The sequence below is a fragment of the Xanthomonas sp. CPBF 426 genome, assembly GCF_903989465.1.
Taxonomy (GTDB): Bacteria; Pseudomonadota; Gammaproteobacteria; order Xanthomonadales; family Xanthomonadaceae; genus Xanthomonas; species Xanthomonas euroxanthea.
The window spans coordinates 1,433,508-1,456,381 of the sequence record NZ_LR861805.1 but is presented as its reverse complement, the minus strand read 5'-3'; the positions used below and the strand labels follow the sequence as shown (position 1 = coordinate 1,456,381).

The following is a 22,874-nucleotide window of genomic DNA, read 5'->3' as shown; positions in this document are numbered from 1 at the left end:
CGGCTCAAATGCCCCTATCGCACCCAGTGCCGCACTCGAACAGGTGCGTGCCCTTTGGCAACCTCCGCCGGCGGCTCTCCAGAAACGACAATGGCGCGGAGGACTCCCCGCGCCATTGTTCGATCAGGCATCGCACCCGGTTACTGCTTGGGATTCTCGCCGTACTCGTTCGGGCCGGGCGTGCCTTCCAGGCACATGAAGACCAGCACGATGAAGCCACCGACGTAGGGCACCAGGCTGATCAGATAGAACCAGCCGGACTTGCCCTGGTCATGCAGGCGACGCACGGTCACCGCAATGCTCGGCACGATCAGTGCCAGTACGAAGATCCCCATGATGGCAAGCACCAGCCATGCCAGTGCGCCGGGACCGTTCTCGCCGCCCATCACTGCCGCCGCGATGCCGAACAAGCCACCCAATACCAGCAGGACGATCGCCTGCAGCAGCATGAACATCCAATATTCCTTGCGGCGCGAGCGGCCATTGAAGTCGGCGTAGCGCTTGAGTGGCAACAACATCCATTCCATCGTGTTCTCCTGGTGACGCGCAGTGGGCGCTGTCTGTGATCCGGTGCACCGTGCAACGGGCCGCGCATGTTGCCATAGCCGCCCTCTGCTGAAAACGGTTTCTTACCGGCTGGCGGCATCTCGCGACTGCTGGCCGACCAACGGTCGCCGCAGTTGCCGGCGGCCAACCCGACAACGTCACTGCTGCAATTCCGCCATCGCGCGGCGCAATGTGTGCGGCCCTGCACCGGCGCGCGCGATCAGCTCACCGCGTGCAGCGCGATGCCCCGCGCACGCGCGCTCCATCCCACGCCGGCATCACTCGGCCGCCGCTTCCAGCGCCTGGCTCAGCCGCTCCACCGCGACGATCTCCATGCCCTTGATGCTGGCAACCTTGGGCGCGTTGGCCTTGGGCACGATCGCGCGCTTGAAGCCATGGGTGGCGGCTTCTTTCAGACGATCCTCGCCGTTGGGCACCGGCCGGATCTCGCCCGACAGCCCCACTTCGCCAAAGGCAATCGTCTTCTCCGACAGCGGCCGGTCGCGCAGCGAGGACAGCACTGCCAGCAGCACCGGCAGATCGGCAGCGGTTTCCTGCACGCGGATGCCGCCGACCACATTGACGAACACGTCCTGGTCGCCCACCACGATGCCGCCATGGCGATGCAGCACCGCCAGCAGCATCGCCAGCCGGTTCTGCTCCAGCCCCACCGCCACGCGCCGCGGATTGGACAGCGGCGAGGCATCCACCAGTGCCTGCACCTCCACCATCAGCGGCCGGGTGCCTTCGCGGGTGACCATCACGCAACTGCCCGGCTGCTGGGTGCTGCCGCCGGACAGGAAGATCGCCGACGGGTTGGAGACCTCCTTGAGGCCCTTCTCGCCCATCGCGAACACGCCCAGCTCGTTGACCGCCCCGAAGCGGTTCTTGAACGCGCGCAACAGGCGAAACCGGCTACCGCTCTCGCCTTCGAAGTACAGCACCGCATCGACCATGTGTTCCAGCACGCGCGGGCCGGCGATGCCGCCCTCCTTGGTCACATGGCCGACCAGGAACACGGCGGTGCCGGTCTCCTTGGCGTAGCGCACCAGCCGCGCCGCGCTCTCGCGCACCTGGCTGACCGAGCCCGGCGCCGCGGTCAGCGACTCGGTCCACAGCGTCTGGACCGAGTCGGCCACGATCACCTTCGGCCGCGCCACGCTGGCATGCTGCAGGATGTTTTCGATGCCGGTTTCGGCCAGCGCATTCAAGCCTTCCAGCGGCAGATCCAGCCGCACCGCGCGCCCGGCCACCTGCGCCAGCGATTCCTCACCGGTCACGTACAGCACCGGCAGCGTGCTGGCCATGCTCGCCAGCGCCTGCAGCAACAATGTCGACTTGCCGATGCCCGGGTCGCCACCGATCAGCACCACCGCGCCCTCGACCAGCCCGCCTCCCAGTACCCGATCGAACTCGCCGATGCCCGTGGACACACGCGCCTGCTCGGACTGCTGCACATCCTTGAGCGCGGTGATCTTGGGCGCCTCGGCCTTGCCGGCCCAGCCGCTACGTCGCGAAGCCGCAGGCGAGGCCTTGCCGCCGGGCGTGGCGCTTTCGAGCACGATCTCGCTGAGCGTGTTCCAGACCCCGCACTCGGTGCACTGCCCCTGCCACTTGTTGTATTCGGCGCCGCACTCGCCGCAGACATAGGCCGTTTTCGCCTTCGCCATCGTCAGTTAACCCATCGCTTCTGGAGCGACAGGATAGTCGGCGTCAGTCTCAGGATGCGCGACGCTGGCTCGGGAGTCGGGAGTCGGGAGTCGGGAGTCGGGAATCGGGAATCGGGAATCGGGAATCGGGAATCGAACAGCTGACGCCGCCGCAGGAAGGGATGCAAGCACCCATTCCTGCGGCGGCGTTTTCACCTGGCCGCATTGATGAGCGGACCGGTCGGCTGGCGCGCTGTCTTTCGATCGGTCGCACCGGCATCGGCATCGGTACCGACGAAAACCGGCGCCTGGCGCTGCATGATCGATCGCTCCCGGGCACGCACCGCCAGGTTTTTCCACTGCCCGCTCGAATGGCTGCTGGCAGCCGATCGCCGCTCAGCGCGGCTTGTACAACTCGCTCAGGCGGTCCGGCTTGCCGGGGATACGTTCCAGATGCGGATACAGCAGGCCGCCGTGGTAATCGATGCGCACGGTGTCGTAGCGGTCCAGGCGCTTGACCAGCAGTTCGATCGGCGCGGTGGTGCCCTTGGCCGCCTTGATCGCGTCCTTGATCACCTCGCTGCTGAAGGCGCGGCCGTTGACCGCCACGATGGTGTTGCCGGCGATCAGGCCGGCATTGAAGGCCGGGCCGTCCCAGAGCACATCACCGATGTCGCCAGAGGCTTTCAAGGACACGCCAAGCGAATAGGCCAGGTTAGCGTCCTTGTCGTCGCTCTCGTCGGCCTTGGTGGCCAGATTGGGCTCGTCGTTGTAGACCAGCTTCCAGCCATTGGCCTCGATGCCCCCGTTCAACGAGCCATGCCCGTCCATGCGGCTGCGCAACAGGCTGGCCCAGTCGTAGGCGGCAATGCCGTTGAGCGTGGCGACGATGTCGTCGAAGGTGTACGGGTTGACGTCCCAGTCGCCGTTCTTCATGCCGAAGAACGCCTTGCCGAAATCGTCGATGGAGCGCTTGTTGTTGGTCAACGCGCGCAACTTGCTGTCCACTTCCAGCCACATCATCTGGCCGCCGGAATAGTAGTCCTCGCTCATCTGATAGCTACGGTACGCCTTGGGCCGGCGCATCGACATGGTCGGGTCGTTGGTGGTGTCCTGCACGGTGCGCCAGGCCATGCCGGGGCGCCCGCGCTCATAGCTCGCCGCCACGCCGGCCAGCATCTCGCGCGCCTGGTCCTGCGTCCACAGGCCCGAACGCGCGGCCATCACTTCGCCCCAGAACTGGGTCTGGCCCTCGTACAGCCACAGCAGGCTGTCGCCCATCGGCACGTTGAAGTTGGGCGTGGCCAGGTCGGCGCCACGGCGGTACTTGCCGTTCCAGGAGTGGTTGAACTCGTGCGCGAGCAGGTCGCGCCCGGTCCAGCTCTTGTCCCACTCGGTGAAGTAGGTCGGCACGCCGCTGTTTTCGCTGGAGCGGTGATGCTCCAGGCCGATGCCACCCAGTTTCTTGGTCAGCGCCAGCAGGAATTCGTAATGATCGAAATGGCGCGCGCCGTAGAGCTTGTCCATCTGCTGCACCAGCGCTGCATGCGCCTTGATCTGCTCGGGCTTGGCCTCCAGCGACTTGGCTTCGTCGGCGAACACGTTGAGGTAGACCGGCTGCTTGCCGGCGCTCAGCTCCACGCGCTTGTAGTACTTGCCGGCGAACATCGGCGAATCGACCAGGTCGTCGAAATCGATCGGCTTGAAGGTCACCGTGTCGCCGACGCGGCGGTCGGTTTCCAGTGCCGTGGCATAGCTCCAGCCGGCTGGCAAGGTGACGCTGGCCTGGGCCTTGATGTTGCGTGCGAACACGCCGGCCGGATACAGCGCGGTGGTGTTCCACTGCAGGTTGAGCATCTCCGGGGTCATCATCACCCGGCCCTGGTTGGGGGCCTGCGGCGAGAGGAACTTGAACTCGGCCACCAGCTCGCTGGCGCCCTGCGGCACGTCCACGGTGAAGGCGTACACGTCGAACTGGTCGCGCTTCCACGGCACCACCTTGCCATCGACCTTGATCACCAGACCGGCCAGCTTGTCGATCGGCCCGGTCGGCGAGTGATTGCCGGGAATCCACTGCGGATACAGCAGCGTCATCGGGCCGGGCTTGGCCGGCATGGTGGTTTTGACCTTGAAGATGCGGTGGGCCAGATCGGTGGCATCGACGTCGATCTTCAAGGTGCCGTCGAACGGCACGTCCTGCGGCGCAGCGGTTTGTGCGGCCGCAGGCAACGACAGTGCCGCCAGCAGCGACACGGACAACAAGGTGGGGATCTTCATCGCAACTCCGCAGGGACCTGGAACAGGCAAGCCCACGATGCTAAGCGCCTGCCTGCGCTTCCCCCGTATGCCATAGGTCATGCTGCGCACCGATTCGCACGCAAAAAAAAAGCCGCCAGTGACCTGGCGGCTTCGTTGTGTCCGGTATGCGTCGATCCGGCGTGCCGGGATCGGGCGCCATGCCGTCTCAATGCATCATGTTGACGTTCATGTTGTGCAGCACCCACAGCGAACCCACGATCACGATGCCGATGATCAGCAACGAGAACAGGCCCACCTGCACGTTGGAACGCTGCTCGGGCGAGCGGTCCATGTGCAGGAAGTACACCATGTGCACCAGCATCTGCACCGCGGCCATCAGCGAGATCACGATGACGGTGACACCCTTGGAGAACGCTCCGCTCATCACCATCGCAAACGGGATGACGGTGAGGATCACGGCCATCACAAAGCCGATCAGGTAGGACTTCAGGCCGCCGGCATGTGCGTCGGCAGCGGTTTCATGCGCGTGGTGATTGGCCATTACAGCGCTCCCAGCAGATAGACGACGGTGAACACACCGATCCAGATGATGTCCAGGAAATGCCAGAACAGGCTCAGGCAGGCCAGACGCGTGCTGTTGCGCGGGGTCAGGCCGTTCTTGGAGATCTGGATCACCAGCACTGCCATCCACAACAGGCCGGAGGCCACGTGCAGGCCGTGCGTCCCCACCAGGGTGAAGAAGGCCGACAGGAACGCGCTGCGTCCCGGACCCGCCCCTTCGTGGATCAGATGGTTGAACTCCCAGACTTCCATGCACAGAAAGCCGATGCCCAGCAGCGCGGTGACGCCCAGCCAGGCGTACAGCCCGGTCATGTTGCGCTTGTGCGCGGAAATCATCGCAACGCCGAAGCTGAGACTGCTGAACAACAGCAGGAAGGTTTCCACCAGCACGAACTTCAGGTCGAACAGCTCCTTGGCGGTCGGTCCGTCCACCGTGGCGCCCGAGAGCACCGCATAGGTGGCGAACAGGCCGGCGAACAGCAGGCAGTCGCTCATCAGGTAGACCCAGAACCCGAAGACGGTGTTGCCACCGGCGTCGTGATGTTCGTGGTCATCGTGGCCGCCCGCGTGGGCGGCGTGGTCAAGCGTGGTCGAGGAAGACATGGTCATACCACCTTCGCGGCCTGCGCCGCATGTTGCTGTTCGAGCAGGGCAAAGCGCGCGTTTTCGATGCGCTCCACTTCTTCGGCCGGCACCCAGTAATCGATGTCGTCATCGAAGGTGCGCGCAATGAAGCTGCCGATCATGCCGACCAGGCCGATGATGGCCAGCCACCAGATGTGCCAGATCAGACCGAAGCCCATCAGCACGCTGAAGGCACCGATATACACGCCTGCCCCGGTGTTGCGCGGCATGTGAATCGCCTCGTACTTGGACGGACGCACCCAGCCCTTGCCGTTCTGCTTGTCGGCCCAGAACTGATCGCGGTCGTCGATGTGCGGCAGCACGGCGAAGTTGTAGAACGGCGGCGGCGAGGAGGTGGCCCACTCCAGCGTCCGGCCATCCCACGGATCGCCCGTGTAGTCCATGTGCTCCTTGCGCTTCCACACGCTGTAACCGATCTGCACCAGGTTCAGGAAGATACCCAGGCCGATGATCGCAGCACCGGCCGCAGCGACGTACAGCCACGGCGCCCACTCGGGGTGGTTGTAGGTGTTCATGCGACGGGTCATGCCCATGAAGCCGAGCACGTACAGCGGCATGAAGGCCACGAAGAAGCCGATGATCCAGCACCAGAACGAGGCCTTGCCGATCTTCTCGTTGAGCTTGAAGCCGAACGCCTTCGGGAACCAGTAGGTCAGGCCGGCCAGATAGCCGAACACCACGCCGCCGATGATCACGTTATGGAAGTGCGCGATCAGGAACAGGCTGTTGTGCAGCACGAAGTCCACCGCCGGGATCGCCAGCATCACGCCGGTCATGCCGCCGATGGTGAAGGTGATGATGAAGCCGATCGTCCACAGCACCGGCGAGGTCATGTGCACACGACCGCGGAACATGGTGAACAGCCAGTTGAAGATCTTCACGCCGGTCGGGATCGAGATGATCATCGTCGTGATGCCGAAGAAGGCATTGACGTTGGCACCCGAGCCCATGGTGAAGAAGTGGTGCAACCACACCACGAACGACAGCACGCCGATGCACGAGGTGGCGTAGACCATCGAGGTGTAGCCGAACAGGCGCTTGCGGCTGTAGGTGGCGATCAACTCGGAGAAGATGCCGAACGCCGGCAGGATCAGGATATAGACTTCCGGGTGACCCCAGATCCAGATCAGGTTGACGTACATCATGGCGTTGCCGCCACCGTCATTGGTGAAGAAGTGCGTGCCCAGGTAACGGTCGGCACCCAGCAGCGCCAGCGCCACGGTCAGGATCGGGAATGCGGCGATGATCAGGATGTTGGTGATCAGCGCGGTCCAGGTGAAGATCGGCATGCGCATCAGGGTCATGCCCGGCGCGCGCATCCGCATGATCGTCACGAAGAAGTTGATGCCGGTCAGCAACGTGCCCAGGCCTGAGACCTGCAGCGCCCAGATGTAGTAGTCGACGCCGACCCCCGGACTGTATTCCAGCCCCGACAACGGCGGATAGGCCAGCCAGCCGGTCTGGGCGAATTCGCCGACACCCAGCGAGATGTTGATCAGCGCCGCACCGGCCACGAACAGCCAGAAGCTCAGCGAGTTCAGGAACGGGAACGCCACGTCGCGCGCACCGATCTGCAGCGGCACGATCAGGTTCAACAGGCCGGTCATGAACGGCATGGCCATGAAGAAGATCATGATCACGCCGTGCGCGGTGAAGATCTGGTCGTAGTGATGCGGCGGCAGCACGCCTTCGCCGCCGTTACCTGCCAGCGCCTGCTGGGTGCGCATCATCGCCGCATCGGCGAAGCCGCGCAGCAACATGACCAGCGCCACGATGATGTACATCACGCCGATGCGCTTGTGGTCCACCGAGGTGAACCACTCGTTCCACAGGTAGCCCCACAGCTTGTACTTGGTGATGGCGCCCGCGATGAGCAGGCCGAGCAGGCCTGCACCACCGAGTGCGACCATGATGATCGGCTCGTGGTACGGAACCGCCTCGATCGTAAGTTTGCCTAGCATCACTTGTCTCCAGAAGTGCACATGGCAACCGGCTCTGCAGCCGCTGCCTGATGGTCGCCATGGCCTTTGTTATGGCCCGGACCATTCATGTATTTGTCGACGAGCGAGCGGAACATGCCGTCCTGCACCGACGAGTAGTAGGTGACCGGATACTGTTCCTTGTCGTTGCGATTGGCTGCCAGCACCTGGTACTCGGCGGCGTTCAACGCGGTCGGCGATGCCTTGACCTTGGCCACCCATGCATCGAAGCCGGCCTGATCGACGGCATGCGCCTTGAAGCTCATCTTCGAGAAACCGTGACCGCTGTAGTTGGTCGATAGGCCGAAGTATTCGCCCGGCTCGTTGGCCACCAGGTGCAGCTTGGTTTCCATGCCGGCCATCGCGTAGATCATCGTACCCAGGTGCGGGATGAAGAACGAATTCATCACCGTGTCGGAGGTGATCTTGAAGTTCAGCGGCGTATGCACCGGGAAGGCGATTTCGTTGACCGTGGCGATGTTCTGGTCCGGGTAGATGAACATCCACTTCCAGTCCAGCGACACCGCTTCGATGGTGATCGGCTTGACGTCCGAATCCAACGGCCGGTACGGGTCCAGCGCGTGCGAGGAGCGCCAGGTCAGCACCGCCAGCACCAGGATGATCACGCACGGGATCGACCACACCACCACCTCGATCGCGGTGGAGTGCGACCAGTCCGGCTCGTAGCGTGCCTTCGTGTTGGACGCGCGGTATTTCCACGCGAACGCAATCGTCATCACGATCACCGGGATGACCACGATCAGCATCAGCACGACCGAGGTGATCAGCAGCTGCTTCTCGTCGTGGCCGATCTGGCCTTTCGGGTTGAGAATGGCCGAACTGCAGCCTGCCAACAGCAGGAACGGCAGCATCAGGCCTGGACGAAGTACACGCCCGAGATGTTTCAACGGAATCATCGGTCGATCCAAGTGCGAAGGAACGCCAGCCTCGTTCGTCGTATCCAGGTGGAACTTGTCCTGACGGCACGCTTCCTGAAGGAAGGCGGCCACGCAGACCGAAGACACGAGTTAGCTCCCTGATTTTAGACTTTGCTGCACCTGCACGAAACCCATCGGCAATGATCTGTCGCAATTAATGCGCACAAAACTGTGCGACATGTTGTCGCAGCGCTGCGCAGGACGACAAAGACGCAGCCGCGGCCATCGATTGCGGACGCCACGATGTGTGGCGTATATGGCCGGGCCAGCGGCAAGATGCGCGTGCTTGGGCCCAAACGCAGCTGGGCCGACCAATGGTCGACCCAGTGTTGAAGCAATGGTGCCGGAAATAGGAATCGAACCTACGACCTACGCATTACGAATGCGCCGCTCTACCAACTGAGCTATTCCGGCGAGCCGTGCATTGTAGGAGCGGAGCCGGTGCCCGGTCAATCGCCGCCAGGCGCCGCACTGCGTATCCCGGCCCCGGACCTGTGGACCATGGCCGGCGGAGGACGACCACCTACAGCTGCGAAGCAGCCGGGCTTGCCGCAAGTACCCGCCACCGCAAGCAGCCCGGAGCGCCCGCTGTCAGCTGACCAGGCGCAACCGCAATTCCTTGGGCAGCGCGAACACCATCGATTCCGGCTCGCCTTCCAGCTCGGACACACTGCTGGCGCCCAGCTCGCGCAACCGCGCCAGCACGCCATCGACCAGCACCTGCGGCGCGGAGGCGCCGGCGGTCAGGCCGATGTGCTGCTTGCCCACGATCCAGGCCGGGTCGATCTCGCTGGCGTTGTCGATCAGGTAGGACTCCACCCCGTCGCGCCGGGCCAGCTCGCTGAGGCGATTGGAATTGGAGCTGTTGGGCGAACCGACCACCAGAACCAGATCGCATTGGCGCGCGAGATCGCGCACCGCGTCCTGGCGGTTCTGGGTGGCGTAGCAGATATCGTCGTGGCGCGGCCCCTGCATGGCCGGGTAGCGCGCACGCAGGGCCTCGATGATGCCCATGGTGTCGTCCACCGACAGCGTGGTCTGGGTGGTGTAGGCAATGTTCTCCGGCTGGCGGATCTGCAGCGTGGAAACCTGCTCGATGTCCTCGACCAGATAGATCGTGCCCGCGCCGCGTTCGCGGCTCCACTGCCCCATCGTGCCTTCCACCTCCGGGTGTCCGGCGTGGCCGATCAGCACCACGTCGCGGCCGGCCCGGCAATGCCGCGCCACCTCGAAATGCACCTTGGTCACCAGCGGGCAGGTTGCGTCGAACACCTTCAGCCCGCGGCGCTCGGCTTCCTGGCGCACCGCCTGCGAGACGCCGTGTGCGCTGAAGATCACCGTGGCGTTGTCCGGCACCTCGTCCAGCTCTTCGACGAAGACCGCGCCGCGCTGCTTGAGGTCGTCGACCACGAAGCGGTTGTGCACCACTTCATGGCGCACATAGATCGGCGCGCCCAGCGTTTCGATCGCGCGCTTGACGATCTCGATCGCACGGTCGACACCGGCACAGAAACCACGGGGATTGGCGAGCAGGACATCCATGGCGGGCATTCTACGGGAATGGGGAATGGAGGATGGAACCGGGCGATGCCGGTACGCCGCGACTTCAGCGACGATTCCTACTTCCGGATCCCCGCCTCCCGCTTGCCGGACCTGTCGAACAGGCCGAATACCGCGATGCCGATGGCGCCGCCCACGATCGCCGAGTCGGCGATGTTGAACGCAGGCCAGGTATGGCTGCCGATATACCACTGGATGAAATCGACCACGTGGCCGTGCATCAGGCGGTCGATCACGTTGCCGATCGCCCCGCCGATCACCAGCGCATACGGCACCGCGCTGCGCCATTCGCCGCGCGCGGTACGCGACAGCCAGAACGCCAGCAGCCCGCTGATGCCCACTGCCAGCGCAGTGAAGAACCACAGCTGCCAGCCGCCGGCATCGCTCAGGAAGCTGAAGGCCGCGCCGGTGTTGTAGGTGCGGTACCAGTTCCAGAAGCCGTCGATCACCGGCACCGGGGTGTATTCGGGTAGGCTGGACAGCACCCAGGCCTTGCTCCACTGGTCCAGCCCGACCACCAGTGCCGACAGCAGCAACCAGATCAGGGCGGAGGGTTTGGGGCGTTGACTCATGTCGAAAGATCGCAGTTGGTGGTGACTTCTCCGACGCCGGAGAAGATGCCTGGATGGCGTTGGGGATGGCGGTGAGCAGAACAAAAGCTGGAAGACAGGCGGGCAAGGATGGCATGGACGTCCGAGCCAGCCGCATTGCCCCGCATTGCCGCGTGCGCCACGCTTCAGCAAGCGATGGACTGCGGCGCCGGGGCCATCTACGACAGCGGTGAATGCCGATGAGCTCGCGCGCAGGCGCACGCCCGGCCCATCCGGGTCTCGATCACGCGTGGCAGGATCGGCCCGCCACACGCAATCATGCGCACCCCATCAGAACCAGCGACGCTCCTCGCCGGGGCCTTCGATATTGCTGACGCAGCGGCTGCACAGTTCCGGGTGACGCGGATCGCTGCCCACGCTGGCCTGGTGGTGCCAGCAGCGCACGCACTTGGCCTTGCTGGTCGGCTGCGCGCTGACGAAGATGTCGTCGGTGCTGGCCGCGGTGACGGTGACATCGCCACTGATGAACAGGAAGCGCAGCTCCTCGGCCAACGGCTGCCAACGCGCGGCAGTCTGTGCATCGGCGGCCACGGTGATCTCCGCTTCCAGCGCCGCACCGATCGCGCCATTGGCACGCATCGGCTCCAGCACCTTGGCCACCTGCTCGCGCAAGGCCAGCAGCTTGTCGACATCCGCACCGGTCAGCGCAGCATCGGCCGGCAACGGCGCCAGGCCGTCATACCAGGTGGCGAACAGCACGTTATCGGTGTGCTTGCCCGGCAGGTAGCCCCACAGCTCTTCGGCGGTGAAGCTCAGCACCGGTGCGATCCAGCGCACGAACGCCTCGGCCACGTGATACATCGCGCTCTGCGCCGAACGGCGGCCGCGTGCATCCTCGGCCATCGTGTACAGACGGTCCTTGGTCACGTCCAGATACAGCGAGCCCAGATCCACGCTGCAGAAATTCAGCAGCGCCTGCACGATCTCGGCAAAGTCGTAGCGCGCATACGCGGCGACGATCTTCTCCTGCAGCTCGTGCGCGCGATGCACGATCCAGCGGTCCAGCAGCACCATGTCGTCCAGCGCCACCAGATGCTGCAACGGATCGAAGCCATGCAGGTTGCCGAGCAAAAAGCGCGCGGTATTGCGCAGGCGACGGTACGCGTCGGCATTGCGCTTGAGGATCTCCTGCGACAGCGACATCTCGTTGCTGTAATCGGCCGAGGCGATCCACAGGCGCAGGATGTCCGCACCCAGGGTCTTCATGATGTCCTGCGGCTCGATGCCGTTACCCAGCGACTTGGACATCTTGCGGCCGTGCTCGTCCACGGTGAAGCCGTGGGTCAGGCACTGCTTGTACGGCGCCGCCCTGTCCATCGCCACGCCGGTCAGCAGCGAGGACTGGAACCAGCCACGGTGCTGATCGGAGCCTTCCAGGTACAGGTCGGCCGGCTTGGGCAGGCCGCGGTCCACCAGCACCGCTTCATGGGTCACGCCGGAGTCGAACCACACATCCAGGATGTCGGTGATCTTGTCGTAATCGGCGGCCTCATCGCCCAGCAGTTCGGCCGCGTCCAGCGTGTACCACACGTCCACGCCGCCCAGCTCCACGCGGTCGGCGACCTGGCGCAGCAACTCGGTGCTGCGCGGATGCGGCTCGCCGGTTTCGCGATGCACGAACAAGGCGATCGGCACGCCCCAGGTGCGCTGGCGCGAAATCGTCCAGTCCGGACGCCCGTCGACCATGCCGGCGATGCGTGCCTGGCCCCAGGACGGATACCAATGCACGTTGTCGATGGCCGCCAGCGCATCGGCGCGCAGGTTGGCCTGCTCCATCGAGATGAACCACTGCGGCGTGGCGCGGAATGCGATCGGCGTCTTGTGGCGCCAGCAATGCGGATAGCTGTGCTCCATCTTGCTGGCCGCCAGCAGCACGCCGGTGTCGCGCAGCGCCTCGATGAGGATGTCGTTGGCCTTCCAGATGTGCAGCCCGGCCAGCACGGTCTCGCCCAGCGGCGGCGTCGACGGCAGGTACACGCCCCGCCCGTCCACCGGGTTGATCTGCGCAGCGCCATAGCGCTCGAGCAGGCCGTACTGCTTGGAAACCTGGTAGTCCTCCTGGCCATGTCCCGGTGCGGTGTGCACCGCGCCGGTACCGTCCTCGGCCGACACGTGGTCGCCCAGCAACAGCGGGATTTCGCGCTCGGCATAGAACGGGTGGTTCAGCAGCATCTGCTCCAGCGCCGCACCCTTGGCATGCCCGTGCACCACCACCGTGTCCACGCCGTAGCGCGCCAGCGCCTTGCCGGCCAGGGCTTCGGCCACTACCAGCCAGCGCGGCTGGCCGCGATCGGCGGGGCCTTCGACCAGCACGTAGTCCAGGTCCGCGCCCAGGCTCACCGCCAGCGACGCCGGCAGCGTCCACGGGGTGGTGGTCCAGATCGGCACCGCCACGCCCACGCCCGCCGGCAGGCTCGCGCCGAATGCAGCAGCCACGGCCGCCGGATCGCGCGCCGGATAGGCGATATCCACCGTCGGCGACACCTTGTCGGCGTATTCGATCTCGGCCTCGGCCAGCGCCGAGCCACAGTCGAAGCACCAATGCACCGGCTTGACACCGCGGGTCAGATGGCCGTTGTCGACCACCTTGGCCAGCGCACGGATCTCGTTGGCCTCGAAGCGGAAATCCAGCGTCTTGTACGGGTTGTCCCAGTCGCCGATCACGCCCAGGCGCTTGAAGTCGCGCCGCTGCAGGTCGATCTGCTCGGTGGCGTATTCACGGCACTTCTGGCGGAATTGCGCCGCATCCAGCTTCACGCCGACCTTGCCGTACTTTTTCTCGATCGCGATCTCGATCGGCAGGCCGTGGCAGTCCCAACCCGGGATGTAGGGCGCATCGAAGCCAGCCAGGTACTTCGACTTGACGATGATGTCCTTGAGGATCTTGTTGACCGCGTGGCCCAGATGGATCTGGCCATTGGCATACGGCGGGCCGTCGTGCAGCACGAACAGCGGGCGCCCGGCCGCATTGGCGCGCAGCTGCGCGTACAGCCCCTCGCGCTCCCAGCGCTCCAGCATCGCCGGCTCGCGCTTGGGCAGGTCGCCGCGCATCGGGAATTCCGTCGCGGGCAGATGGAGAGTGGCTTTGTAGTCTTGGGTCACAGGTCTCTACCGTTGCGCTGCGTTGTCTGAAGTGTCTGCACTTACATGTACAGACGTTTGCGAGGAACTCGCGTGTCCATTGTCCGCACACGGATGTGCGGGCTCCTGCGAGGGACTCGCATCATAGGCGGGCTGTTGCGAGGAATTCGCGTGTGTCGCAGAAACTGCATGCCTGTCCAGCACCGCACGCGCCTGCTCGGCATCGCGGTGCATCTGCACCGTCAGCGCGTCCAGGCCGTCGAACTTCTCTTCGTCGCGCAGCTTGGCGACGAATTCGACGGCGATATGCCGGCCATACAGATCGCCCTGGAAGTCGAACAGGTGCGCCTCCAGCAGCGGCTCCACGCCGGCCACCGTCGGCCGCGTGCCGAAGCTGGAGACCGACGGCCACGGCCGCTCGGCCACACCATGCACCCAGGTTGCGTAAATACCCGACAGCGCCGGCGTGCGCGGAAACCGCAAATTGGCGGTCGGATAGCCCAACGTGCGTCCAAGCTGCTTGCCGCGCACCACCCGCCCGCCAATGGCATACGGCCGGCCAAGCAATTGCCCGGCGTGCGCGAACTCGCCTGCACCCAGCAACTCGCGGATGCGCGTGGCCGAGATGCGCTCACCGTGCAGATGCACCGGCGCGATTTCGCCCGCCTCAAAACCGTAGTGCGCACCGAGCGCGCGCAGCAGGCCGATATCGCCACCACGCCGATGGCCGAAACGGAACTCCGGGCCGATCCAGACCTCCTTGGCGCATAGCCGGCCGACCAGGGCCAGCCGCACGAAATCCTCGGCGCTCATCGCCGACAGGCGGCCGTCGAAACGGATCATGCCCACGCTGTCGGCACCGAAGCCGTGCAGCCCTTCGATCTTGGCGCGGGCCAGGGTCAGCCGGGGCGGCGGCGCGGCCGGGGCGAAAAATTCGCGCGGCAGCGGCTCGAAGCTCACCGCCACCGCCGGCACGCCCAGCGCGCGCGCGCGCGCGACTGCGTGCTGCACCAATGCCCGATGCCCCAGGTGCAGGCCATCAAAGGCGCCGATGCAGACCACGCTTCCGTGCGGGAACAGCGTCCCGCCCTCGACGTCTCTAAACAGCCTGCTCATTCCTCGATCCAAACAGATGCCGGCCTGCCGGCCGACCCTCGTTGATGCATAACCCGCAAGTATAGCCGTGCCTGTCAACCCGCATGGGCGCCGCCCGGCCGGTGCCGCGCCAGCTGCGTCCCGGAAGCGGGCAGGCGATTGCGCGCCCGCCTGGCCCGGCATCAACCCCCACCGTCTGACCGATGGCTCTGCACCCGCTCGGCCAGCCTGGCAGGCGACTAGCCCTCGCGCAGATGCCGCGGCCGCAAACCGAGCGCCACCTGCGCCACCAGATAAGTCGCCCCGCCGCTACCGACCAGCACTGCCAGCCATCCGATGCGATCCCACTTGTCCATCACGGTGAACGATGGCAGCCACCACAGCAGGCTCAACAGCACCGCCACCATCGCCGCGCACGCCAGCAGCAGGCGCAGCGCATAACCGGCCCAACCCGGCCGGCGCTGGTAGACGCCGGACTTGCCCAGCCAGTACCACAGCAAGCCCAGGTTGAGGTAACTCGACAGCGCGCTGGCAATGCCCAGCGCCAGATGCAGACCCGGCTGCTTGCCCAGCGCCTGCATCACGCCCTGCGCCTTGAGCTCGGGCGGCACCATGACCTGGTAGACCACCGCCAGCAAGGCGAAGTTGAACACCATGTTGGCGATCAACGCCGCCACGCCGGCCCGCACCGGGGTACGGGTGTCCTGGCGGGCGTAGAAGGCCGGCAGCAGCACCTTGAGCATGGCGTAAGCCGGCAGGCCGAAGCTCAGGCCATAGACCGACATCGCGGTCATCCGCGTATCGAAGGCAGTGAACTGGCGGTACTGGAACAAAGTTGCCACCAGCGGCTCGGCCAGCAGCAGCAAGCCGAGCATTGCCGGCACTGCGATCAACAGCGTGGTGCGGAACCCCCAGTCCAGCGCGCCGGAGAACGCACTGCGGTCGGTCTTGACGTGATGGCGCGCCAGCGCCGGCAGGATCACCGTGCCCAGCGCCACCCCGAACACGCCCAGCGGCAGCTCCAGAAAGCGGTCGGCCAGCGACAGCCACGACTGCGAGCCATCGGCCAGGCGCGCGGCGATGACCGTGTCCAGCATCAGGTTGATCTGCGCGATCGACGAACCGAACAGGGTCGGGATCATCAGGGTCAGCACCTTGCGCACGTCCGGATGCGTCCAGCCCCAGCGCGGCAGCGTCAGCAGATCGATGCCCCTCAAGGCCGGCAGCTGAAACAGCAACTGCAGCGCACCGGCCACCAGCACCGCCCAGCCCAACGCCAGGATCGGCACCTCCAGCCGCGGCGCCAGCCACAGGGCACCAGCGATCATGCACAGGTTGAGGATCACCGGCGTCAGTGCCGGAATCGCAAACCGCTGAAAGCTGTTGAGCGCCCCGCCCGCCAGCGCGGTCAACGACACGAACAGCAGAAACGGAAACGTCAGCCGCAGCAGATCCACCAGCAGGCCGTACTTGTCCGGATCGGTGGCCGCGCCATCGGAAAACACCGACGCCAGCTGCGGGGTGAAGATCAGCCCCAGTGCGGTGATCACAAGCAACATGCCACCCAGAGTGCCGGACACCCGCGACATCAGCTCGCGCAGGTCCGCATGCGGGCGGGTTTCCTTGACTTCGGTGAACACCGGCACGAAGGCGGTGGCGAACGAGCCCTCGGCGAACAGGCGACGCAGGAAATTGGGGATCCGGAACGCCACCCAGAACGCGTCGGTCACCGCATTGGCGCCAAAGGTGGTGGAGATCGCCTGGTCGCGGATCAGGCCCAATACCCGCGACACCATGGTCATACTGCTGAATGAGAGCAGGCCTCTCAACATGCCGGGCTTGCTCACGCAGCCTCCCTCTTGACAACTGACTTGACGTACATAACTAAGCCCATCATACTTTCCCGCTTGCTTTTTCCACTACACCGATTTTTCAGGAACCCACCACCGTGGCCAATATCAAGTCCGCCAAGAAGCGCGCCAAGCAGACCGTTGTGCGCAATGAGCGCAACACGGGCCAGCGTTCGATGCTGCGCACCGCCGTCAAGAAGGTGATCAAGGCCCTTGACGCCAACGATGCTGCAGGCGCCGAAGCTGCTTTCGCCGTCGCTCAGCCCATCCTCGACCGTTTCAGCGCCCGTGGCCTGATTCACAAGAACAAGGCTGCGCGTCACAAGAGCCGTCTGACCGCTCGCATCAAGGCCATCAAGGCCGCGTAAGCGCGCCGTGTCGGCATCACCGCAGGCCTGGCTTGCGGTGGCATAGAAAAACCCGGCCTTGGCCGGGTTTTTTGTGTGCCTGCGCATGCGCTCAGCCGGCATTGCGTGCCTCGAGCTCGTCCTCGCGCTGACGGTCGAAGAACGCCATGACGTCCTTCATGATCGGGAAGGTGCCATCGCGACCCAGCGCCGAGACCAGATACCACGGCGCGGTCCAGCCCAGTTCGGCCACGATCGTCTCGGCCGCGGCGCGCGCCTCGTCCTCGAACATCAGGTCGGCCTTGTTGAGCACCAGCCAGCGCGGCTTCTTCAGCAATTCGGGATCGTGACGTTCCAGTTCGCGCTCGATGGTGCGCACCTGGTCCACCGGCGACGCCTCCACGCCACCATCCATCGGCGAGATGTCCACCAGATGCAGCAGCAGGCGGGTGCGCTGCAGATGGCGCAGGAACTGCGTGCCCAGCCCGGCACCGTCGGCCGCGCCCTCGATCAGGCCCGGCACGTCGGCGATGACGAAGCTGCGATACGCCTCGACACTGACCACGCCCAGATTCGGATACAGGGTGGTGAACGGATAGTCGGCCACCTTCGGGGTCGCCGAGGACACCGCGCGGATCAGCGTGCTCTTGCCCGCGTTGGGAAAGCCCAGCAGGCCGACGTCGGCCAGCAGCTTCAGCTCCAGCTTGAGCAAGCGCTCCTCGCCCTCTTCACCGGTGGTGGACTGGCGCGGCGCACGGTTGACCGAGCTTTTGAAATGCATGTTGCCCAGGCCGCCTTTGCCGCCCTTGGCCACCAGCAGGCGATCGCCATGCTGGGTCAGGTCGCCGATGACCTCATCGGTCTGCACGTTCATCACCACGGTGCCGACCGGCACCACGATGATGCGGTCTTCGCCACCCTTGCCGTAGGCCTGGCGACCCATGCCGTTCTCGCCGCGCTGCGCCTTGAAGGTGCGCTCATGCCGGAAGTCGACCAGCGTATTGACGTTCTCGTCGGCCACGATCCACACGCTGCCGCCGTTGCCGCCATCACCGCCGTCGGGCCCGCCGAGCGGGATGAACTTCTCGCGGCGAAAGCCGACACAGCCATTGCCGCCATTGCCGGCACTGACCAGGATTTCTGCTTCGTCGACTAACTTCATGAGCTTGCAACCGGGAATTGGGAATGGGGAATAGGGAATCGGCCAAAGAAACCAGCCTACCCCCTGCCGGCGAGCGCACTCACCAGCAAGACAACAAAGAGCGAGAAGAAACCTGGAGCCGGCGTTTCCGATTCCCGATTCCCTATTCCCCACTCCCGGCCGTCAAACGAAAAACCCCGCAAAAGCGGGGCTTTCCGTCTCGTCCACCGGGCAGCGATGCCTGGCGGACTGGCCTGCATGGAGCGGGCGATTACGCCTCGGCAACCACGCTGACGGTACGACGCTTCTTCGGGCCCTTGGTGGAGAACTCCACCTTGCCGTCGACCAGCGCGAACAGCGTGTGGTCACGGCCGAGGCCGACGCCGGCGCCCGGATGGAACTGGGTGCCGCGTTGACGCACGATGATGTTGCCGGCATCGATGGCCTGGCCACCGAAGATCTTCACACCCAGGTACTTCGGGTTGGAATCGCGACCGTTGCGCGAGGAACCTACGCCTTTTTTATGTGCCATGACTGGTTCTCCTTACTTCTTATCGCCACCGGCAATGCCGGTGATCTCGATTTCGGTGTAGTACTGACGGTGTCCCTGACGCTTCATGTGGTGCTTGCGGCGACGGAACTTGATGATGCGCACCTTGTCGGCGCGGCCATGGGCCACAACCTTGGCGGTGACCGAGGCGCCCTTCAGCGCATCGCCCAGCTTGATGCCATCGCTATCGCCCAGCATCAGGATGGTGTCGAACTTGATCTCGTTGCCAGCTTCGACTTCGAGCTTTTCCACGCGGAGCGTTTCGCCCTGCGCGACGCGGTATTGCTTACCGCCGGTTACCAGAACTGCGTACATGACCAGGTTTTCCTCTGTAGTTATTATGGTCGCACTGACGTGCCCTAGGGCAGACAGGAGCGGGATTGTACGGGCTGACGGGGTTTGGGGTCAACCTGCCGGGCGCCGGGCCGCAGCCATGCCCGATCCACCCGTGCAACGCATCATCCGGCCGCCACAGCGGCCCGGTCAGACTGGCATTTGGGGCAATTGCCCTCACCTAGGTCGGCGGGTAGGCTGATCGACTGCCACTCATTCCTGCTGAGCACGCTCGCACCACTGCCGGTTCGCCGGCCCGACATCGGATCCCCCATGGCGATGGATTTCATCCGCATCCGCGGCGCGCGGACGCACAACCTCAAGAACATCGACCTCGACCTGCCTCGCGACAAGCTGATCGTGATCACCGGCCTGTCCGGCTCGGGCAAGTCGTCGCTGGCGTTCGACACCATCTATGCGGAGGGTCAGCGCCGCTACGTCGAGTCGCTGTCGGCGTATGCGCGCCAGTTCCTCAGCGTGATGGAAAAGCCGGACCTGGACCACATCGAAGGCCTGTCCCCGGCGATCTCGATCGAACAGAAATCGACCTCGCACAACCCCCGTTCCACGGTCGGCACCATCACCGAGATCTACGACTACCTGCGCCTGCTGTACGCGCGTGTCGGCCAGCCGCGTTGCCCCGATCATGGTTTCCCACTGGAGGCGCAGACCGTCAGCCAGATGGTCGACCACATGCTCACACAAGACCAGGAGCAGCGTTACATGCTGCTGGCGCCGGTGATCCGCGAGCGCAAGGGCGAACATGCGCAGGTCTTCGAGCAACTGCGCGCGCAGGGCTTCGTGCGCGTGCGCGTGGATGGCGAGCTGTACGAGATCGACGCGGTGCCGCCATTGGCGCTGCGCCAGAAGCACACCATCGAGGCGGTGATCGACCGCTTCCGGCCGCGCGAGGACATCAAGCAACGGCTGGCGGAAAGCTTCGAGACCGCACTCAAGCTCGGCGAAGGCATGGTCGCGGTGCAGTCGCTGGACGACCCGGCCGCCGCGCCGCACCTGTTCTCGTCCAAGTACAGCTGCCCGGTCTGCGATTACTCGCTGCCGGAGCTGGAGCCGCGGCTGTTTTCGTTTAACGCACCGGTGGGCGCCTGCCCGAGCTGCGATGGCCTGGGCGTGGCCGAGTTCTTCGACCCGGATCGCGTCGTGGTGCATCCGGAGCTGTCGCTGTCGGCCGGCGCGGTGCGTGGCTGGGATCGGCGCAACGCCTATTATTTCCAGCTGATCGCCTCGCTGGCCAAGCACTACAAGTTCGACGTGGATGCGGTGTGGAATTCGCTGCCGGCCAAGGTGCGCCAGGCGGTGCTGTTCGGCAGCGGCGATGAGGTGATCAGCTTCACCTACTTCACCGATGCGGGCGGTCGCACCACGCGCAAGCACCGGTTCGAAGGCATCCTGCCGAACCTGGAACGCCGTTACCGCGAAACCGAATCGCCGGCCGTGCGCGAGGAGCTGAGCAAGTACGTCAGCCAGCAGCCCTGCCCGGCCTGCAATGGCACGCGACTGAATCGTGCCGCGCGCAACGTGTTCGTCGCCGACCGGCCGCTGCCCGAACTGGTGGTGCTGCCGGTCAACGAGGCACTGAGCTTTTTCCGTGGCTTGTCGCTGCCGGGCTGGCGCGGCGAGATCGCCAGCAAGATCGTCAAGGAGATCGGCGAGCGGCTGGGCTTCCTGGTCGATGTCGGCCTGGATTACCTGACGCTGGAGCGCAAGGCCGACACCCTGTCCGGCGGCGAGGCGCAGCGCATCCGGCTGGCCAGCCAGATCGGTGCCGGCCTGGTCGGGGTGATGTACGTGCTGGACGAGCCGTCGATCGGCCTGCATCAGCGCGACAACGAACGCCTGCTCGGCACGCTGACGCGGCTGCGCGACCTGGGCAATACCGTCATCGTCGTCGAGCACGACGAGGACGCGATCCGCCTGGCCGACTACGTGCTGGATATCGGCCCCGGCGCCGGCGTGCACGGTGGCGAAATCTGCGCGCAGGGCACGCTGCAGGACATCCTGGATGCGCCCGGCTCGCTGACCGGCCAGTACCTGTCGGGCAAGCGCCGCATCGAGATTCCCAAGCAGCGCCACAAGCCCAACCCGAAGATGATGCTGCATCTGCGCGGGGCCACCGGCAACAACCTGAAGAATGTCGATCTGGACATTCCGGCCGGCCTGCTGACCTGCATCACCGGCGTGTCCGGCTCGGGCAAGTCCACGCTGATCAACGACACCCTGTTTTCGCTGGCCGCCAACGAGATCAACGGTGCCTCGCATCCGGTGGCCGCGCATCGCGAGGTCGAGAACCTGGATCTGTTCGACAAGGTCGTGGATATCGACCAGTCGCCGATCGGGCGCACCCCGCGCTCCAATCCGGCCACCTACACCGGCATGTTCACGCCGTTGCGCGAGTTGTTCGCGCAGGTGCCGGAAGCGCGCGCGCGCGGGTATTCGCCGGGCCGTTTCAGCTTCAACGTGCGCGGCGGACGCTGCGAGGCCTGCCAGGGCGATGGCCTGATCAAGGTGGAGATGCACTTCCTGCCCGACGTCTACGTGCCCTGCGATGTCTGCCACGGCAAGCGCTACAACCGCGAGACGCTGGAGATCCGCTACAAGGGTTTCAACATCAGCGACGTGCTGCAGATGACCGTCGAGGACGCGCTGCGGCTGTTCGAGCCGGTGCCGTCGATCGCGCGCAAGCTGGAAACGCTGGTGGATGTGGGCCTGAGCTACATCAAGCTGGGCCAGAGCGCCACCACGCTGTCCGGCGGTGAGGCGCAGCGCGTCAAGTTGTCCAAGGAGCTGTCGCGTCGCGATACCGGACGCACCCTGTACATCCTCGACGAGCCGACCACCGGCCTGCACTTCCACGACATCGAGGCGCTGCTCGGCGTGCTGCACAAGCTGCGCGACGAGGGCAACACGGTGGTGGTGATCGAACACAACCTGGACGTGATCAAGACCGCCGACTGGATCGTGGACCTGGGCCCGGAAGGCGGCCATCGTGGCGGCAGCATCCTGGTCTCCGGCACGCCGGAAGATGTGGCTGCGCACAAGGCGTCCTACACCGGACAGTTCCTGGCCAAGATGCTGCCGTCGGTGAAGGCGCGCGAGACCCGGCCGGCGGCGATGGCCAACAAGCCCGACGCGCGTCCGCCACGCAAGGTCAAACCGGAGAAGGTGGCGAAAGTCGCCAAGTCCGCCACCAAGAAAACCGCGAAGAAGAAGGCAAGCTGATGAGCGAAGAGCACAAGGTGTTGGCACGCATCCCGATCAGCGTGCGCTGGCGCGACATGGACAGCATGGGCCATGTCAACAACGCCAAGTACATTTCGTATCTGGAAGAAGCGCGCGTGCGCTGGATGCTGGGCGTGCAAGGCGTGTCGATGACCGACCGTATCGCGCCGGTGGTCGCCGCCACCAACGTCAACTACAAGCGCCCGCTGGTATGGCCGAACGACATCCTGGTGGAACTGTTCGTCGAGCGCCTGGGTAGCAGCAGCATCACCATCGGCCATCGCATCCTCGACCAGAAGGACGAGGGCGTGCTGTATTCCGATGGCAACGTGGTGGTGGTGTGGATCGATACGCAGACCGGCAAGAGCGCATCGCTGCCGGACGCGGTACGCGCCGCCAGCAGCTGAGAGCAGCTGAGATTTGCCAGTTGTGCGCTGGATCTCCAGCGCCATAAGACGGCGGCGGCTCTTCCGGGAGCCGCCGTTTTTT

At 65.0% G+C, this 22,874-nt stretch carries 18 protein-coding genes and 1 tRNA gene; 3 read left to right on the top strand and 16 right to left on the bottom strand.

Going from position 1 to position 22,874, the window contains the following annotated elements; all coding sequences use genetic code 11:
- Positions 1–140: 140 nt before the first annotated feature.
- The 13 genes from H7A87_RS06240 to murJ form a co-directional block, all read right to left on the bottom strand.
- Positions 141–527: a DUF805 domain-containing protein gene (locus tag H7A87_RS06240; protein ID WP_104582448.1), complete on the bottom strand. Its 387-nt coding sequence runs from the start codon at positions 525–527 to the stop codon at positions 141–143.
- Between the two features lie 297 nt (positions 528–824).
- Positions 825–2,216 carry a DNA repair protein RadA gene (radA, locus tag H7A87_RS06235; protein ID WP_119128907.1) on the bottom strand — a complete coding sequence of 464 codons (1,392 nt, stop codon included), beginning with the start codon at positions 2,214–2,216 and terminating at the stop codon, positions 825–827.
- Positions 2,217–2,591: 375 nt separating this feature from the next.
- Entirely contained in the window at positions 2,592–4,472 is a 1,881-nt protein-coding gene (locus H7A87_RS06230) for a tetratricopeptide repeat protein (RefSeq protein ID WP_180496908.1), read from the bottom strand.
- Between the two features lie 187 nt (positions 4,473–4,659).
- Positions 4,660–4,995: a cytochrome o ubiquinol oxidase subunit IV gene (cyoD, locus tag H7A87_RS06225; RefSeq protein WP_006450195.1), complete on the bottom strand. Its 336-nt coding sequence runs from the start codon at positions 4,993–4,995 to the stop codon at positions 4,660–4,662.
- Complete coding sequence (cyoC, locus tag H7A87_RS06220; RefSeq protein ID WP_180496907.1) at positions 4,995–5,624, bottom strand: cytochrome o ubiquinol oxidase subunit III; 630 nt, start codon at positions 5,622–5,624, stop codon at positions 4,995–4,997. Before cyoC ends, cyoD begins: the two co-directional genes overlap by 1 nt.
- Positions 5,621–7,621 (bottom strand): cytochrome o ubiquinol oxidase subunit I, encoded by a 2,001-nt coding sequence (cyoB, locus tag H7A87_RS06215; RefSeq protein ID WP_119128906.1) that lies wholly within the window; start codon positions 7,619–7,621, stop codon positions 5,621–5,623. Before cyoB ends, cyoC begins: the two co-directional genes overlap by 4 nt.
- Complete coding sequence (cyoA, locus tag H7A87_RS06210) at positions 7,621–8,556, bottom strand: ubiquinol oxidase subunit II (RefSeq protein WP_104650267.1); 936 nt, start codon at positions 8,554–8,556, stop codon at positions 7,621–7,623. The genes cyoB and cyoA overlap by 1 nt, the downstream gene beginning before the upstream one ends.
- Before the next feature lie 359 nt (positions 8,557–8,915).
- Positions 8,916–8,991: transfer RNA gene (locus H7A87_RS06205), tRNA-Thr, on the bottom strand.
- A 177-nt stretch (positions 8,992–9,168) separates the two neighbouring features.
- Positions 9,169–10,119 carry a 4-hydroxy-3-methylbut-2-enyl diphosphate reductase gene (gene ispH, locus H7A87_RS06200; protein WP_115676372.1) on the bottom strand — a complete coding sequence of 317 codons (951 nt, stop codon included), beginning with the start codon at positions 10,117–10,119 and terminating at the stop codon, positions 9,169–9,171.
- A 77-nt stretch (positions 10,120–10,196) separates the two neighbouring features.
- Positions 10,197–10,709, bottom strand: coding sequence for a signal peptidase II (gene lspA / locus H7A87_RS06195; protein ID WP_119128905.1), 513 nt, complete (start codon positions 10,707–10,709; stop codon positions 10,197–10,199).
- A 309-nt stretch (positions 10,710–11,018) separates the two neighbouring features.
- Positions 11,019–13,850 carry an isoleucine--tRNA ligase gene (gene ileS, locus H7A87_RS06190; RefSeq protein WP_119128904.1) on the bottom strand — a complete coding sequence of 944 codons (2,832 nt, stop codon included), beginning with the start codon at positions 13,848–13,850 and terminating at the stop codon, positions 11,019–11,021.
- A 6-nt stretch (positions 13,851–13,856) separates the two neighbouring features.
- Positions 13,857–14,945 carry a bifunctional riboflavin kinase/FAD synthetase gene (locus H7A87_RS06185; RefSeq protein ID WP_119128903.1) on the bottom strand — a complete coding sequence of 363 codons (1,089 nt, stop codon included), beginning with the start codon at positions 14,943–14,945 and terminating at the stop codon, positions 13,857–13,859.
- Between the two features lie 218 nt (positions 14,946–15,163).
- Positions 15,164–16,756, bottom strand: a complete 1,593-nt coding sequence (gene murJ, locus H7A87_RS06180) for a murein biosynthesis integral membrane protein MurJ (protein WP_119128902.1) — start codon at positions 16,754–16,756, stop codon at positions 15,164–15,166.
- A gap of 116 nt (positions 16,757–16,872) precedes the next feature.
- Here murJ and rpsT point away from each other — a divergent pair, with 116 nt between their 5' ends.
- A complete protein-coding gene (gene rpsT, locus H7A87_RS06175; protein WP_002807888.1) occupies positions 16,873–17,142 on the top strand; it encodes a 30S ribosomal protein S20 in 270 nt (89 codons plus the stop codon).
- Positions 17,143–17,233: 91 nt separating this feature from the next.
- Here the strand turns inward: rpsT and obgE are convergent, their stop codons facing one another.
- The 3 genes from obgE to rplU form a co-directional block, all read right to left on the bottom strand.
- Positions 17,234–18,283: a GTPase ObgE gene (gene obgE / locus H7A87_RS06170; RefSeq protein WP_104582439.1), complete on the bottom strand. Its 1,050-nt coding sequence runs from the start codon at positions 18,281–18,283 to the stop codon at positions 17,234–17,236.
- Between the two features lie 250 nt (positions 18,284–18,533).
- Positions 18,534–18,794 (bottom strand): 50S ribosomal protein L27, encoded by a 261-nt coding sequence (gene rpmA, locus H7A87_RS06165; RefSeq protein WP_003484326.1) that lies wholly within the window; start codon positions 18,792–18,794, stop codon positions 18,534–18,536.
- A 12-nt stretch (positions 18,795–18,806) separates the two neighbouring features.
- A complete protein-coding gene (rplU, locus tag H7A87_RS06160; RefSeq protein WP_005989959.1) occupies positions 18,807–19,127 on the bottom strand; it encodes a 50S ribosomal protein L21 in 321 nt (106 codons plus the stop codon).
- A 291-nt stretch (positions 19,128–19,418) separates the two neighbouring features.
- Between rplU and uvrA the strand changes: the two genes are divergently transcribed.
- Positions 19,419–22,385: an excinuclease ABC subunit UvrA gene (uvrA, locus tag H7A87_RS06155; RefSeq protein WP_104650273.1), complete on the top strand. Its 2,967-nt coding sequence runs from the start codon at positions 19,419–19,421 to the stop codon at positions 22,383–22,385.
- A complete protein-coding gene (locus H7A87_RS06150) occupies positions 22,385–22,792 on the top strand; it encodes a thioesterase family protein (protein ID WP_119128901.1) in 408 nt (135 codons plus the stop codon). The genes uvrA and H7A87_RS06150 overlap by 1 nt, the downstream gene beginning before the upstream one ends.
- The last annotated feature ends 82 nt before the right edge of the window (positions 22,793–22,874 follow it).